Annotated in this window: 12 protein-coding genes; all 12 read right to left on the reverse strand. The window is 35.3% G+C overall.

What is annotated here, in order from left to right:
• Window positions 1-2: 2 nt before the first annotated feature.
• The 12 genes from gmd to D2K62_RS08165 all read right to left on the reverse strand — a co-directional run bounded on the left by gmd (window position 3) and on the right by D2K62_RS08165 (window position 16,655).
• Entirely contained in the window at window positions 3-992 is a 990-nt protein-coding gene (gene gmd, locus D2K62_RS08110) for a GDP-mannose 4,6-dehydratase (protein ID WP_112182076.1), read from the reverse strand.
• A 59-nt stretch (window positions 993-1,051) separates the two neighbouring features.
• The gene (locus D2K62_RS08115; protein ID WP_112182077.1) at window positions 1,052-2,188 is read right to left on the reverse strand and encodes a glycosyltransferase family 4 protein; all 1,137 of its coding nucleotides are present in this window, start codon (window positions 2,186-2,188) and stop codon (window positions 1,052-1,054) included.
• Window positions 2,189-3,322, reverse strand: a complete 1,134-nt coding sequence (locus D2K62_RS08120; RefSeq protein WP_117149473.1) for a glycosyltransferase — start codon at window positions 3,320-3,322, stop codon at window positions 2,189-2,191.
• Between the two features lie 21 nt (window positions 3,323-3,343).
• Complete coding sequence (locus D2K62_RS08125) at window positions 3,344-4,477, reverse strand: glycosyltransferase (protein WP_112182080.1); 1,134 nt, start codon at window positions 4,475-4,477, stop codon at window positions 3,344-3,346.
• Window positions 4,458-5,888: a hypothetical protein gene (locus D2K62_RS08130; RefSeq protein WP_117149474.1), complete on the reverse strand. Its 1,431-nt coding sequence runs from the start codon at window positions 5,886-5,888 to the stop codon at window positions 4,458-4,460. The genes D2K62_RS08125 and D2K62_RS08130 overlap by 20 nt, the downstream gene beginning before the upstream one ends.
• A 23-nt stretch (window positions 5,889-5,911) precedes the next feature.
• Window positions 5,912-7,060, reverse strand: a complete 1,149-nt coding sequence (locus D2K62_RS08135; RefSeq protein WP_112182082.1) for a glycosyltransferase family 4 protein — start codon at window positions 7,058-7,060, stop codon at window positions 5,912-5,914.
• Between the two features lie 22 nt (window positions 7,061-7,082).
• A complete protein-coding gene (locus D2K62_RS08140) occupies window positions 7,083-8,015 on the reverse strand; it encodes a glycosyltransferase family 2 protein (RefSeq protein ID WP_112182083.1) in 933 nt (310 codons plus the stop codon).
• A 25-nt stretch (window positions 8,016-8,040) separates the two neighbouring features.
• Window positions 8,041-8,688, reverse strand: coding sequence for a sugar transferase (locus D2K62_RS08145; protein WP_112182767.1), 648 nt, complete (start codon window positions 8,686-8,688; stop codon window positions 8,041-8,043).
• A gap of 85 nt (window positions 8,689-8,773) precedes the next feature.
• Window positions 8,774-9,652 (reverse strand): UTP--glucose-1-phosphate uridylyltransferase GalU, encoded by an 879-nt coding sequence (gene galU, locus D2K62_RS08150; protein ID WP_112182084.1) that lies wholly within the window; start codon window positions 9,650-9,652, stop codon window positions 8,774-8,776.
• Between the two features lie 755 nt (window positions 9,653-10,407).
• Window positions 10,408-11,094, reverse strand: coding sequence for a CpsD/CapB family tyrosine-protein kinase (locus D2K62_RS08155; protein ID WP_112182085.1), 687 nt, complete (start codon window positions 11,092-11,094; stop codon window positions 10,408-10,410).
• The gene (locus D2K62_RS08160) at window positions 11,072-11,818 is read right to left on the reverse strand and encodes a YveK family protein (RefSeq protein WP_112182086.1); all 747 of its coding nucleotides are present in this window, start codon (window positions 11,816-11,818) and stop codon (window positions 11,072-11,074) included. Before D2K62_RS08160 ends, D2K62_RS08155 begins: the two co-directional genes overlap by 23 nt.
• A 214-nt stretch (window positions 11,819-12,032) precedes the next feature.
• Window positions 12,033-16,655, reverse strand: coding sequence for an AAA family ATPase (locus tag D2K62_RS08165; RefSeq protein WP_162632676.1), 4,623 nt, complete (start codon window positions 16,653-16,655; stop codon window positions 12,033-12,035).
• Window positions 16,656-17,014 lie beyond the last annotated feature (359 nt).

The following is a 17,014-nucleotide window of genomic DNA, read 5'->3' on the forward strand; positions in this document are numbered from 1 at the left end:
ATTTACACCCCTGCAACTAAACTTACTTCTTTTTTAACCCTTTGCAAGTCAGCATCTACCATCATTCTTACTAACTCATTTAAGCTTGTTTTGGGCTTCCAATTCAATTCCGTAATTGCCTTTGTTGGATCTCCTAATAATACTTCTACTTCAGCTGGACGATAGAATTTAGGATCGATAATAACAAAGTCCTGATAATCCAACTCCAAATATGAAAAGGCTATATCACACATTTCTCGTACTGTTGTTGTCTTCCCAGTGGCGACTACATAGTCGTCTCCAACTTTTTGTTGTGTCATCAGCCACATTGCTTCAACATAATCTCCAGCAAAGCCCCAGTCTCTTTTAGCATCGATGTTACCAAGCCTTAACTCGCTTTGTAATCCAAGTTTAATCCTTGCCGCTGCATCAGTAACTTTTCTAGTAACAAACTCAATACCTCTTAATGGCGATTCATGATTGAACAAAATACCACTTGATGTATGCATACCAAAGCTTTCGCGATAGTTTACCGTAATCCAATGGCCATATAACTTAGCTACTCCATACGGACTTCTTGGATAAAAAGGCGTATTTTCTGATTGCATCGGTTCCTGAATGAGTCCAAACATTTCACTCGTAGAAGCTTGATAAAAACGAATAGTTGGATTTGTTAACCGTATTGCTTCTAATAAATTCACTACACCTACACCTGTGACATTAGCTGTTAATACCGGCTGTTCCCACGACGTTCCAACAAAACTTTGTGCTGCAAGATTATATACTTCTGTTGGTTTGGATAGGTTTAAAGCTCTTATTAAAGAAGATAAATCTGTCATATCTCCTTCTATTAACTGGACTTCCTTTTTAATGTTTAAATAATCTAGTCGCCACGACGTATCCGTGCTCCTTCTAGCTATTAATCCATATACCTTGTAGCCTTTATTCAGTAAAAGCTTCGCTAAATATGCCCCATCTTGTCCTGTAATACCTGTAATTAATGCTGCTTTCATACAACTGCCTCCCTATATTTTTTACATTAAAAAAACCAATAAAATAATTATTGGTTGGACTACACTGACTCTAATAATTTGATTCTCTGCTGCCATGAACACTCACTTATAACCCACTTATGTCCTTCTTTACCCATTAGATTTCTTAATTCAACACTATTTGTTAGAGAAATTAATTTATCTGCAATTTCGTTTACATTTAATGGATCTACTAAAAATCCTGTTTTTCCATCTCTAATAGCATCAGGCATTCCTCCACTATTACCACCAATCACTGGAATTCCAAAGTAATTAGCCTCAAGAAATACAATTCCGTATCCCTCTACATCACCTTGATTCCCTATTTGTCGACTAGTCATAATAAACACATCTGCTACTTTATACCACGAGATTAATTCTTCGTTAGAAACTTCTCCAGCAAATAAAATGTAGTGATCTAATTGTTTGTTTTTCACTTGTTTTTTTAGCGTTTCTTCATAAGGGCCCTTTCCACAAATAACATAAAAGATCTCCTTATTTTCTTCTAAAGCTAATTCTATTGCTTCGATTACATTATCATGTCCTTTTCGTTCATGTAACCTTGCAACGGTAAGAACTATTTTCTTATTTTTACTGATACCATATTCATCCCTAATATCTTTCTTTGTTTCTAGTAACTCAGGCATGGAGTAACCTGGGCTTATTATTTTAATTTTTTCATTACTAATTCCTAATGACGTTATAAGATCTTTTGTATAATTACTTATTGTTATTATTTTTTTTGTCTTATTCAAGATTAATTTAAGTATTCTAGATTTAATAGGAGAAATTTTAGCATGTGAAATATCTAAACCATATAGATAAGCGTATGTGGTAACTTTATTCCCTAGTAACATTATCAACAATCCAATTGGAAGCGTATTACCAAAATGAATCTCCTTTATATTATGTTGTTTAATAATTCTCTTAATTTGAAATAATAATGGAATTAATTTAACTAATTGCTTTAAAAAATTAATACCGTTTGAAATCTCCGTTCTGTAAATAATGAATTCTTGTAATTTATCAAACTGTTTATTCTCATCGTTATCCCCACTATTTGAAGTTAAAACAAACGTTTTACTGGGGTCTAAATTGGAGATAATGCCATATAAATAGTTCTGAATTCCTCCTTTAATAGGAGGGAAATCAACAGAAACAAATAAACGATTAGTCACTTAGACCACAACCTTATTATGTTCTATATTTTTATTCATACCTTCTAATTCTTTTATTATTCTAGAACCCATTTGTTTATTTGAGAATAAACGAATAGCTCTACTTCTGCCGTTTTCTCCAAGTAATTCCATGTTTCCATTCGTAATCATTCGTTCTATTTCACTGGCAATAGTTTTACTACTACCATCATCCACAATCGTTCCAGTCACACCATTTTCTACAATTTCAACTGATCCTGGTGACTTAGCTACAATGAGTGGTTTGGCATGTAACATCGCTTCTACCATCACAATTCCAAACAGTTCACCTGTGGCTGCATGCACATAAATGTCCATCGCATCGTAATAAGGTGAGACATCTAATTGATTTCCAGTAGTTGTCACGTAATCTTCTAATCCTTTTTCTTTAATCATCTGAACGATTTTATTTTCAAAATCATTATCAAGATTGTAAAGATTACCACCCACAAGTAGTAGTTTGACTTTCTTTTCTTGCTTTACTAAAATATCCAAAACTTCAATTAATTGATCTTGTTTTTTCCAACTTTGAATTCTACCCACATTACCTAAAAGTATCGTATCATCAGATATTCCTAACTGTTCTCTTAAAATTGATCTATTTTTAGAGTTCGGAACGTGTTTAGCTATATCGGAACCTGGAAAACTACAAAATACAGGCTTATTTGTCAATTTTTTTTGTGCATGCATCGCTATTGTTGATGAAGAGCCAATCTTATTGGCAGGTAATTTGGAAGACAGTTTATCAAATATATTTGGCGGTTCTGGTACTCCATGCTGCCACCAGCAAGTTGGAATTTTTGCTAAATAGTTAGGAATTGCCGTGAACATATGCGCTTTTGACATCCAACTTAAGATTACATCAGGTTGTATTTCTCGTAATATCTTTGAATATTTAAACATCCAACTAATTACTCTTGGAATGTTTCTCATTTTTGCGTTCTTAAGAAGAAATGTTTGTACACCTAATGCTTGAATAGCGTTTTTTAACTCTCCTTCTTGCATAAATAATACTTCTACTTCATCTTTATCTTTCATAACACTTACTAGCTCATATAACATGGATTCTGCACCACCACCCAATTCACCAACAGGAGAAATTAGTAATACTTTCATTTTTCACCTCCGATACTAGTTTCATATTACTCCTTCAAAAGCCTTTATTAATTGCGTTGCTATTCCCTTATTGCCATATTGCTCTACCGTTTTTTTTCTAATATTGTTAGGATTAATTTCATTCTGATACATCTTTTCTAACTGCTCTGCTAGTTCTTCTACATTTTCTTCTTCAAACACAGAATCCATTCCAATACTTTTAAGTACAGTTGGAATCTCACCACATGTACTTCCAATAGAGGGTACACCACAGGCAGCAGCTTCTATTAAAACTCTTCCAAATTGTTCTCTCCAATTGGCCACAGTTCTAGATGGTAGAACATGAACATCCATACAATTAAACCACATTGGCATTTCACCATGGATTGCATCTTCAACAAAGAGAACATTTCCGTTTATCTCAAATTCACTCACTAATTCTTTCATTCTAGTCAACAATGGTCCTCTTCCAACTACTATTAGATGAATATTAGGTATAGTAGTCTTAACTTGATTGATTGCCTCTAAAAGCAGATCCACACCCTTTTCTTCTACCAAACGTCCAGCAAAGCCAACAACAAAAGCATCATCTGGTATATTTAATTTTACTTTTGCCTCCTGCTTCTGAGCAATTGAAATATAAAAATGTTCCTCATCAACACCTAAAGGGATCTCACAAATATTATTCTGATATCCTTTTTCTCTTAATACAGTAGATACATCTGTACTTATACTTACTGCTAAGCTAGCATTCTGATAAACATACTTTTCCATTTTTTTAAATATAAATGGATAATCCTTTTTAATATTCTGTGCAGAATAGAAACCAACAGCTTTATTCATTGGAAGAGCCCCCCTTAATGCTTGAAAGCAACTAATGGAATATGGTTCTTCAGCTACATAAATTGCATCAGGCTGAATATCATCAAGAACTTTTCTTAAACTTTTTTTATAAAAATGTAACGGGATGCTATCTTTTAAAAAAGTCGGTATTTCAATAATCCTTCCTTTAAAACTTGGCCATCTTTTTACTTTAATTGGTTCATTAGTTAATCCTGGTGCTATAAAGTTACTCGGAACAATCAGGTCAACCTTATGACCAAGCTTTTCTATCTCACTATAAACTTGTTGATTTATATCAGTTACACAAGCATGACTAACTACTGCTAGATGCATTTAATTCACCCCGTTTATTTACGTATTCTTTATGAATCCATCCAATGAGCATCCAGATGATAATAGGTGTTAAATAAAATCCACCATTGATCCATTGACCTAAACTTCCAACTAGTATTCCTAAAGTAGCTACCATTTCTATACTTTTTTGATAATTCACCAGCCAAATAACTCTATAAATTGTTAACCCAATAATTATCATGTAAATAATACCGCCTAAACCCAATCCAACTATCATATTAGATATATCAACTTCTGTAGACATTGCAGTTGAACCTGCTACTTTATCTGCCGCCTTCGTTATTGATGCAATTCCATGGCCAGCAGGATTCTGAAATAGTGTCATCATTCCATCAGTAAACCGATTGATATGACCAACACCTGTTTGATCTTCTGATAATGGATCAATTAGTCCAGCTATCATATGTTCTATTGTTGGTTCAGCAATCCCAAACCAATTTGGATTAACTAAAGGCAATAACAGCCAAATTAAAAAAACTCCTATCAAGGAGGTTATACAAGCTACAACTCTACTCATTAAATTTCTTCTAGTCATAACTATAATTAGGATACTTGCTAAAATCATAAAGAAAATAATTGTTCTTGAACTTGCAAAGATTATAGAAGCTAAGGTCACTATCACTATTAATACATGAAGTAACTTATTTTTATCAACAATCATCCTTGAAAATGCAACTATAAAGGTGATCATTACAAAATAGACAGACTCTTGTGCACTTGGAAACGTACCAATTGCCCTTACCATATCCTCAGCTAAATACAATGCTGCATATCCAGAAATCTCTACCCATGCCATTTCAAAGGGCAGTAGACCAAAAAATGTTTGATAAATTAAATAGCTTGCAATGATTGTTCCAGTTACTTGAATGATATTAACTATGATTCTTATATTATCTTTATTAAAATTATAAAATGAAATATAATACCATAACCAAGGTATAAGAATATACATACTAGCTATTAAACCAGTTATAGGACCTCCAGATAATGGATTCACCACTTGAAAACAGCCAATTAGAAATAATAAAGTCATTAATTTGTCTGGTGATTCTCTTACTACTAAAGGCGTTTTTTTGTGTTCCCAAAACATGATCAACGCCAATAAAACAGTAAGGACTGGTCCTAAAATTAAAAGGGGATCAAATCCACTCCATCCTGCAATCGGAATTAATGCTCTTCGAATTAAACCCATAAACACCAAATAGATAATTAATAAACCAATAATTCGTTCTCGATAATGGATTGTCAGTGCCATAATTACAATAAATAAGGATGCGAATAATAGGTTTCTCACCATCCCTGGGTGAATCGAAAGTCTTCCAATAACAAAAATACTAGCTAACAATAGTACAAATAATAAATTAAATCTCTTATCGAATATGTGAGACAACCAATATCACCCCCTTTATTCATTTACAGATCGACTAATCTTTTATAGTGACTTGCGAATAGTTCGTATGTCTTATCCCATGTGATTGCTTCTGACCGTAATCTTACTTCTTTAGACATTTTCTCTCTTAATGAAGCATCTATAGCAAGAGTTTCAAATGCTTTCTGCAATGATTCTTTATCTCGATTTATTGTATATCCTGTTATACCATTCTCAGCAATTATGTTAGAAATACCTACCTTTGTCATGATAATTGGTAGTCCACATGCACCTGCTTCAAGTGAAGCGATACTAAACGTTTCATATAGACTTGGTAAAACATAAATGTCAGACATTTTATAGAATAAAGATGGATTTTCTTGAAACCCTTGAAAAATAACATGATCACTTACCTTCTTATCAAATCCTTGAAGTGCTTGTTTTATATCTCCCTTGCCAACTACTAACACTTTTGCATTAATTTGAGGATACTTAGAACGTAATCCTTCAAATGCAGCTAAAATAAGCTGTAATCCTTTTCTAGACCAATCTCCACCAACAAAAACAAATACCAAAGCGTCACTTGGTATACCATATTGCAGTTTGTATTTTTTCTTTTCTGTTTCACTTACGGGCTTAAATGTGGTGGTGTCTACTCCATTGTAGATAATGGTGACATCTTTCTCCTTGTAGCTAAAATGTTTTAATATTTCTTCTTTAACATGTTCAGACACAACAACTAGGTTTGGAATATGTTTCGGACGATAGCATATCTTTTCCATTACTATTGCAAATTTACCTTGCAACCAAGAGTTGATTTTATGTGCGAATGACTTCGCTCCTTTAACACGATCATTATATCCCAAGCTGTTATAGGCTTTATGACAGAAATGCACAGTTGACATTTCAACCCTATTTAGCACAATTGCGCCAGTAGTATGAACAAAATCAAACTTTCTTATGAGTAATAGAATGCTCACTATTATAGTGAACAACAAACTTTTTAAAAAGACTGGACGTTGAGGTATTGGTATTCTTATAAAGTTCACATCTGGGTAATCACCAGTAAATTCAGTAGCTATAACCGTAATATCAAAATCTTTTCTTGAACGTTTAATAATCTCGGATAGGTGGATCTCCATCCCACCTCTATTATTCACATTATGGGCTACAATCGCTAACTTCTTCTTCAATAAAAACGCCACCCTCTGTTCTTTACGTTAATGCTGCATTTTTTGCTATTTTCATAGCTTTAATCTTTGTCGTAAAGTTAATCAAGAATTTCCTACATGCTAGTTTCGGACTTTTTAGAATCAATCGCATTAATTGCAATACTCCTGGCTTATCAGCAGTGCCGATAAAAATAGACCAAGAAATAAAAATAAACCGTTTAAATGGGGTTTCCATAAATTCAGTCATTATCAATGTTTCATTATAAACAGCGTAATAATAAGCCTCTGGATTAAAGGTGTTGCGTTCATCTGCATCAAATCGTTGTGCTGGGAAGTGATCGATGGAAACCGTTGGATCATAGATCAATCGCCAGCCACTCTTTTTGACACGAAGACTAAATCCCATATCATTATGAACTTGGGCACCATTACCAAGTAGTCTTTCATCGAATTGCATACCTTTAATCGCTGCTCTTCTATAACTCATGTTTGCCCCTTTTAAAACTTCTACATCTCGTGCTGGTCCGGAGCCTAAATGATGATTGCCGATAACACGACCGAACCATTGGACTTTGCCAACGAGTTCTTTTTCTCCATTTAGTTTTTTATTGCCTTCATGGACCCAGTCACGGCCACCAACGCCACCTATGTCATCAGATACGGAGAATATTTCTGTAATTCTCTTTAACCAGTGTTTATGTGGTGCCGTATCATCATCTAGTATGCTAATGATTTCATTTTGCGACGTTGCTAATCCGATGTTCAACGCTGCCACTTGTCCTGGTCGATCAACTTGATAGATTTTAATAATGAGTGAAGAAGTATAATTGCCTAAAAAGTCTTGTGTGTGTTTATCTGTATCCCTGACAACAACAATTACTTCATCCGGTAGCAATGTCTGTTTGCTTAAAGCCTCTAAGCATCGTTTCAAATCTTCTGTACGTTTATACGTTGGGATAACAACGGACGTTTCCATTTCTCACCTCCATTCTCTTTTAATTTTAATACGCATCTTTTGATCCAAATAAAACGAATATTGTTTTGGCTATTAATTTAATATCAATCAACATATTTCTTTCCATAATGTATTTCAGATCTAAATCGACCCATTCTTTGAAATCCAGATTACTTCGTCCATTGACCTGCCAGTAACAAGTAAGGCCTGGAACTACTTTTAGTCGTTGCTTCTCATACTCATTATATTTTGCAACTTCCTCTGGTAATGGTGGCCTTGGTCCTACTAAACTCATATCTCCTTTTAGTACATTGATTAACTGTGGTAGTTCATCTAAGCTCGTCCTTCGCATAAACCTTCCTATTTTCGTAACGCGGGGATCATTTTTCATTTTGAATACTGGCCCTGTTACTTCATTTTCTTGTAAGAGTGTTAATTTTAATTCCTCTGCATTGGAGACCATTGAACGGAATTTATAAATAGAAAAACTTTTGCTATCTTTACCTAGCCGTGGCTGGCTGAAGAAAACAGATCCGTGTTTATCTTCCAATTTAATAAGTACACTAATAATAACCATAAGTGGTGACAAAATAATCAACCCGATAACAGCACAGATAATATCAACCATTCTTTTAGTAACTAAATATATTCTACGTTCACTAGTAGCTATATCTTGGTAGGCAACATTTCTCATTTCTTGTGCGACAGTATGGTCTTTGGGAACTTGCAACTTGTATCACCAACTTTCGGATTATCTTTGTCTTTTTTATCAGTTCGACTTAAAGTACTGGTTCAGCTAGCATCTCTTTGAGCATCTGTTCCACTTCTGGTCCTATTTCTTTATTTTGCAAGGCGAATTCAATTGTTGTCCGAATAAATCCTAATTTTTCACCAACATCGTATCGTTTCCCTTCAAAATCATAGCCATATACGCGTTGAATTTGATTAAGTTTTTGAATCGCATCTGTTAATTGAATCTCTCCACCTGCTCCAATTTCTTGTCTATCTAGGAATCTGAAAATCTCTGGTGTGAAAATATAACGACCCATAATTGCTAGATTAGATGGCGCTGTACCAGGTGTTGGCTTTTCTACAAACTTATTAACTTGATAGCGACGACCAATCGAAGTGTCTGGTTCAATGATGCCGTAACGATGTGTTTCACTCTCTGGTACTTGTTGTACACCAATAATAGAAGATTGCGTTTGTTCATATTGATCAATTAATTGCTTTAAGCACGGCACATCACTTTGGACGATATCATCACCAAGCAAAACAGCAAATGGCTCATCCCCAATGAAATTACGTGCACTCCACACTGCGTGTCCTAAGCCTTTTGGTTGGCTTTGACGTATATAATGTATGTCTGCAAGGTTCGAAGCGTATTCGACTTTCGCTAATAAATCTAACTTACCTTTCTCTGCAAGGTTTCTTTCCAACTCAGGTGCATTATCGAAATGATCTTCAATCGCACGCTTCCCTTTACCTGTTACGATGATGATATCTTCAATACCTGATGCGACTGCTTCTTCAACGATGTATTGAATCGTTGGTTTATCTACAATTGGTAGCATCTCTTTTGGCATTGCCTTTGTCGCTGGTAAAAAACGCGTTCCTAATCCCGCTGCTGGTATGATTGCTTTTCTGACTTTTTTCATCTTTTCCTTTTCCCCCTTGAAATAAATGAGTGCATTAAATAGCTAATGGAACAATACTTTTCTATTAAAATACTGTTTCACTAACTATTTAATAACCATAGTTAGTAATTTAATATGTATAATGGGCATTTAACCCGACCTCATCACCACACTACTGCTGACATGCGCTAAGGTTCTGGACTTTTATCCAACCCACAGTGTGACCGAGTGCTTCCATTGATAAAGGTAAGGAAACATCACCTATAAAAAACTTAATATTCAGAAATCTTATCTTACTATGATTTTTTTGCTGCTATTTGTAAGTTCTTGTTTATACTATTTCTAATTACATTCGTTCTTTATTACTTTTAATCACTTGTTATTAATCCCTATGACTTATTTATAGCAAACAATAAGTTATATGCCATATATCCAAAGATATAGAACGCCAAATTTACCTAAAAAACATTAAATAATTATCTATTTTAATAAGGCAATTTTCACGAATATTGTTCGTTTGCAATATTTGGACTTAAGAAACTCCATCGTAAGAAGTATTGAGTTCTTACCCGCTCCTCAAATGAAATTGACTCCCTTTCCGTGGGCACGGCTTCAGCTCGCGCTATTCCCACAGGAGTCTCGTCAATTTCACTTGATACGCTAGTTTTTGTATATAAATACATGTAATGGATCATAGTGTTTACGTCTTAATATAATAAAACGTTATGTCGCAGTAAAAATTATATTTCTAAAGGAATTCGCTTCGCTCTGTTGATTTACTTCATATACTGGTAGTGATTTGATTTTTTCTTTTCCTGATCATTTAAGACGATGCCTAAGATTTTGGTGTGAGTCATTTCAAATAGTTCGACCGTTTTCTGTACGCCTCCAGATTCTGTATGCTTACTCCGAAATACTAACAATGCACCATCACATATAGTAGCTAGTACTTGTGAATCGGCAACTGCAAGCGCTGGTGGTGTATCAAAAATAATTAAGTCATACGTTTCTCTTGCCTCGATTAAAAAATCTTTCATTGCCTTTGAACCTAATAATTCAGATGGATTAGGTGGAATCGGACCACATGTTACTAAATCCAAATTTGGTACTCCACTTTCTAAAACCGTTTCTTTCAGACCCATGTGACCGGCTAGGATATTACTAAGACCTGTTTGATTATTTTTTCGAAAACGTAAATGTAAAGCAGGCTTTCGCATATCTGCATCAACAATTAAGACCTTTTTATCTTGTTGGGCGAAAACAACAGCTAAGTTAGCACTTGTCATTGTCTTCCCTTCACCTGGACCTGGGGAAGTAACAATCATCGCGTTTATATTACTATCTACTGCCATGAATTCAAGATTTGTCCGAACTGTTCGGTATTGCTCAGTAATGACTGACATCGGGTTACTTCGTGCTAAAAGACTTGTATACTGTTGGCTAGACTGTTTTTTTCTTGGCATTTAGTAAGACGCCCCTTCCCCTTTTACGTTGCGCTTTCGTGAATTCTTCTTTTAAAATAACGCCTTTATGATCAACATGGGATATAACCCCAATGACTGGGATGTCGACTAGTCGCTCAATATCCGCCTCTGATTTAATCGTATTATCAAAGTAACCGAATAATAGAACTAATCCTGCACCTACCATCATTCCAAGAACAACTGCAATTGCGATATTAAGCACCGGATTCGGGCTGATCTGTTGAGCACCCTTCGCTTCTGCTATAATATTTACGTTGTTTACATACATTAACTTTGGTATCTCTTCTTTAAAAACTTCTACAACTGTATTTGCAAGTCTTACTACCTGTTCTGGATCGTTATCTGTCGCACCTACTGTTACAACCTGTGAACCAGACTCACTTGACACAGTGATGTTCTGCGCAGAAACGCCACGTCCGAACTCTTCTGATACAATGTCTAAAATTCTAGGACTCCTAATAATGACGTTGTATGTACTAATTAAATCGATATTTGTACTAATTTGACTAGCATCATACGTTGGTTGCTCCTGCTCTTTTGTTGTCTGAACAAGGAATTGGGAACTAGATTGATAGGATGGTGTGACCCAATAGTAACTAAATAATCCACTTACAGTCCCAGCTCCAATAGCTAGTAATAAGATCCACACGAAGCGTTTCTTTATGACCTCAAACATTTCCTTTAGTGCATTTGCCTGTTGCATCTTATCCCTCCATTTCGTTTCTATTAGTTAATTCATCTATTTCAGCTTTAAGAAACACTAACTTGTTATTAGTTATACTATGAACCTTTACCTACCTGCATATATCAAAAGTTATAGTGCGGATTAAATCGACTTATAAACACGTCATATAAAAAGTTTCTATTGATTACTTTTCGGCTAGAATGCAAAAAAAATAGCCCCAAAAGGAACTATTTTAGCCTTGCTTAATTAGTTTTAATTCATTTGCTTTAAAGACAGCTTTCGTTCGTCGTGTGACATCTAATTTCGAGAAAATATTGTGATTATGGACTTTCACTGTACCGATTTTTAAACCTAACGTACGTGCTATCTCTTGATTGGACAGTCCTGCTGCCATTAAGTTTATAATTTCTAATTCCCGTTCGGTAAGCTCTTCAAAGAGCATCATATCTGGGTTATCATCTTCCGTCTCATTTTCGACCTTAGGCTTTTCGCTAATTTGAAAGGTTTCCAATAGCCGATTAACAAACATCGCTTGGGTGCCAAGGTATTTTACAATCTTGGCTTGTTCTTCAGCGAATAAATGCGCAATCCAACGATTTTCTAAATATAAGATTCCTTTAAACTCACCTTGAAGCGATAATGGTAAACACAATACCGATTTGGGCAGTTGTTGTTTTAAATAGGCGTCACTTTGATACGCTTTCTGATATGCTTGGTCATCCGTCCGTACCTGATTCTTCGTTCGGGCCACATACCGTATAATTTGCTGTGGAATTTCCACTGATTGCTCAAGTGTTTCATTCACAAGTATGAAATCTGCTGACCCTTTTACTATAGCCGTTACGGTAATCTCATCCCCCTTTGTGATGAGCAGGATAGCCTTTTCCGCAAGCGATTCTCGCTTAATAGAGAGCATTAATTTTTTTAAAGAAAGCGCAAAGTCCATCTCTTCAGCCATGGCTTCTGATGCTTTCATAATAGTAGCTAGACTATTGACTGGATAAGCATCCAACTCATCTTGGATCTGTAAAGGTTCATTTCGATAAGCTTCAGACATCACCACGTTGTCTTTTTCGATAGGAAAGTACGCTGGATAAGTCTGACGGATCGCTTTTGCTTTAGCCTTTAATCCCCAGTTGTTATATTCCTCCACAGCTACTTCTAGGGAAAGCTTAGCCATTCGCGTTTTCCCTCTAATATGATAGAACTTACCTGCTAGTTCATTCGTAATTGCTATATTACGACCAAATCCACTTTTCTCTACTGCAGTAATTGCCTGATCATATAAGATCTCTGCTTTATCAGGATAGTCAAGTACTCTCGCATATTCCGCTCGAATTAACCATTCCTTATGTGCATAGTTCTCCTGATTATGTTCTCGCCATTTTGCTAGTTGTTCTAAGTCAGAACGCAACATTCTCGTCCATTTCATTTGTTTCTCTCCGATTTCATCTTTCCAACATTCCAACATGGCTAACGCTTTATAGAAATGGTGCTCACCTAAGTGTGGTAGATGGTTAGCATATGCAATATAAGCTTCTGCTTTTACCGCATAGGCCACAGCTTCTTGATAGGCGCCATTTAGATAGCAAATTTGGGTTTTATACGTATAAAACTGAAACAAGGTAATATTTTTCGTATCTTGTTGCTCAATTTCCGCAAGAAACATTTCTTCATTAAAAGATGCATCATTCATTGATAAAGGTTGTGCTGTCATACTTTGCAAACATTTGGTAAACTGTACATAAACTTGTGCATTTTTTAACACGAAGTTTTCTCTAATTTGCTCCAACGTCTCCACATAACCTTGATTAACACGACCAATCGTAGCCAATGTTTCATGGACATAAATTCTATTAATATGGGCACCAATCGCCATACTTGTATAGATATAGTCACCAACACGCATGCCTAATGTGATAGCTTTCTTTAAGTAAGCAGTGCCTTCTCCTTGTATACCATTTTTATCCCATTGACAAATAATACCACCAAACATCATATATGTTTTACATTGAACCGATGCAAGATTTGTATCATCCGCAAGATCAACTGCTATTTTGCCAATCTGATAACTGGAATCAAACTCCTCTAATTCGGTACAAAGTAAAATACCATAACCTGCAAACACAGCAGGACTAACGTTTGTTTTCCCATGTTGTAAAATCAATTGCACGAAATTACATATAATCAGTGTGAAAACGCCTTTGTTTGAAAAGAAGCTCGGTATAAACAATTGAAACAAGACGGCCATTATGGCATCAATCTCTTTATCTTCCGTATCAGGAATATCCTTCAATTTCGTTAAATCTTTAGGCAAAACCGCCTTCGTGCTCCTAATTGCTTGTTTTTGAAGTTGATCAGTTGGGTTTGTTGGAATATTTATATTCATCTCATCCAAACAATACAGACCAGCATTGATAGCTTCTTCATACTTTCCTTGATTAACATATTGGATAATAATTTTACAATAAACCAAAGATCTTTCAGACGACGAACGTGCTTTTTGCAACAAGTCGGTATAAATATTATCTGCTAATCTATAATCACCACATTTATAAGCTGCACCTGAAAGCTCCAAATAGAGTTGAAAAGAAAACGTGAAATCTGTTTGCCATTTAGATGCTTCCATCATATCAGCTGCCGATTGAAAATAGTGCAAAGCTGTATCATAGGCAGTCGATTCTTTTGCTTTATAACCAGCCCGGTAGTTTAATTGAATGAGTTTATCTTTCTCCGTTATTTCTTTGATTAAAGTATTTCCTTTATTATAATGATCGACTGTTTTATAAATAAGCTCTTCTTTTGGATCAATACTAATTAAGAATCTACCAAGTCCTAGATGGATACGTTGTTTATCCGTTTCCGTATTTAAACTATATGCGATTTGTTGAATGCGGTCATGAAAGAAATGATAGCGTTTATTACCATTCTCTAGATCAGGCGGTAAGATAAGTCCTTCCTGTTCAGCGATCTCTAATGCTTCTCCTATTTCTTCAGAGGAGAGCATCGAGAACAACGCTAGATCTTTCTTATAAAAGGAATTCCCAAAACAAGCCGTAATTCGCAGTGTATCCTTCACATTCACAGGTAGTTGACTAATCTTACTAATCATATGGGAAAGAATATGTTCTTGATCTTTAATCGTATGAATCGCGATTTCATTCCATCCCCACTTTTGAGATGCGTACTCAAAGGTGATCCACTTGTTACGATAAATTAATTGAAGTAGTTGTTCCGTGTAAAAAGGATTCCCAGCCGTTTTTTGAAAGACTAACCGTGCTAAACCTCTTGTATCAACTAGCTCACTATCAAACGCATCTGCCACGAACTGTTCTGTATCTGTAATCGATAAGTCAGGTAGTTGTAATGATGTTGTTCGAACGCCATACTGATCCATGTCTTTAAAAGACGCCTCTATGAAGGTAGCTTGTTCTTCCACACTTCCTCTAAACGATCCAATCACAATAAATCGATGACAGTTTGGATCGGTTAATAAAGAATGAATTAATCGGATCGAGGCTTGATCTGCCCAATGAATATCATCTAGAAACAATACCAATGGATAATCGATACTCGTAAACACCTGAACAAATTGACGAAAGACGCTAATAAACCGATGTTCTGTCTCCTTTTCAGACAATAGTTCCATTCTTTCTTGCTCGCCAATAATTGCCGTTAATTCAGGAATCACACTTGTAATAACATAACCATTCGTCCCAACTGCAGTAAGAATTTTGTCTTTCCAGTCTGCAACCTGTTGATTTGTTTGCGTTAAAATTTCAGAAACAATTTCTCGAAAAGCTTCCACTAACGACTGATAAGGGACATTGTTTTGCATTTGATCAAACTTGCCTGAGATAAAATAGGCTCTATTTTGAATCATATGTCTGAATTGATCATTAACTAATCTTGTTTTACCAATGCCGCTCGCACCATTTAACAACACCAACTCTGTTGAGCCAAAGGCAGACTTTTGGAAGAGATCATATAATACTTTTAGTTCGTCCTCTCTACCATAAAAATGATTCGGAAGTTTAAAATGACCATCGATCCGTTTTAACGATAAACGAAACGGTTCAATTGTTCCATGTTCTTTTAACGCATTCCAACAAATAGCAAGATCTTTTAACAAATGACTACCAGACTGATAACGATTTACTGGATTCTTTGCTAACAAAGTCATCATAATATCGTTAATCATTTTCGGAATCGTGCGGTTCATTCTTGTTAAGGAAACAGGTTCAACCGCAATGTGGCTATGCTTCCAGTTAACGTTTTTATTTCCTGGGAAAGGATGGCTCCCATTGGTAAATAATACGTACAATAACATGCCTAGTTTATATAAATCCGAACGATGATCATAAGTCTGTTCTTGTTTAAGTAACGCCTCAGGTGATTGATATTTATTCTTAAATGGCTCTATTGCATATGGTAATGGTATTATTTTAATTTGGTTAGTCGAATCTAGGATAAGTTGATCTGGCGTAATCGTGAGGTTTATTTTCCCTTGTTCGTGGTAGTGGTGTATGGTTTCAACTAGATGAAGTGCTATCTCAAGTTTATCTAAGATCGTTAGGGTTTTATTTTTCAATGCCGTTCGTAAAGGTTGACCGTCAGTATCCTCAAACAGTATGCCTTGTTCGCACACGTTAATTGGAACTAGCATGTTCGGTAAGCTGACTTTTTTCAATATGTAGAACTCTCTTTCTAATTCCGTTTGCGAAGAAGTGGAGCAATTTATCTGTTTGCGTAACAGTAGCGATTTATCCGAGCTATCTGGGATTCCTCTTAAAAATTGAAATTCTCCAACACGCCACATCGGTTCGATCTCGTGAAATTCCAATTCTGTCAACATAAACATGCCTCCTTTTCCTTATTAGGTAATTAGTTGTTTGTACATATAGTACCAAAGTTATAGTCAAATGCAAGGTTACTTTTTTGCTAAAAAAAGTAACTAAAACCTTATCAATAAAGGGATTTTTGACGTATTTTCACTTAACTTGTCGAATGACGTTATAAGATAAGGCAATACCGACTAAATGAATAGGTATAATTTAGCGAAATAAACAAAAAAGTTTTTTATATTTATTTTGGGTTGTGATCAAATTTGTAGTGTTTGTGATCAAACATCCTTTTTAAATTTAGCCGAAACTTATCAAATACTCCCACTAAACTCGCATTTTATGAAACCTTTCTCTCCTTTCACCTCCTTAA

The organism is Paraliobacillus sp. X-1268 (genome assembly GCF_003426095.1).
Classification (GTDB): Bacteria; Bacillota; Bacilli; order Bacillales; family Amphibacillaceae; genus Paraliobacillus_A; species Paraliobacillus_A zengyii.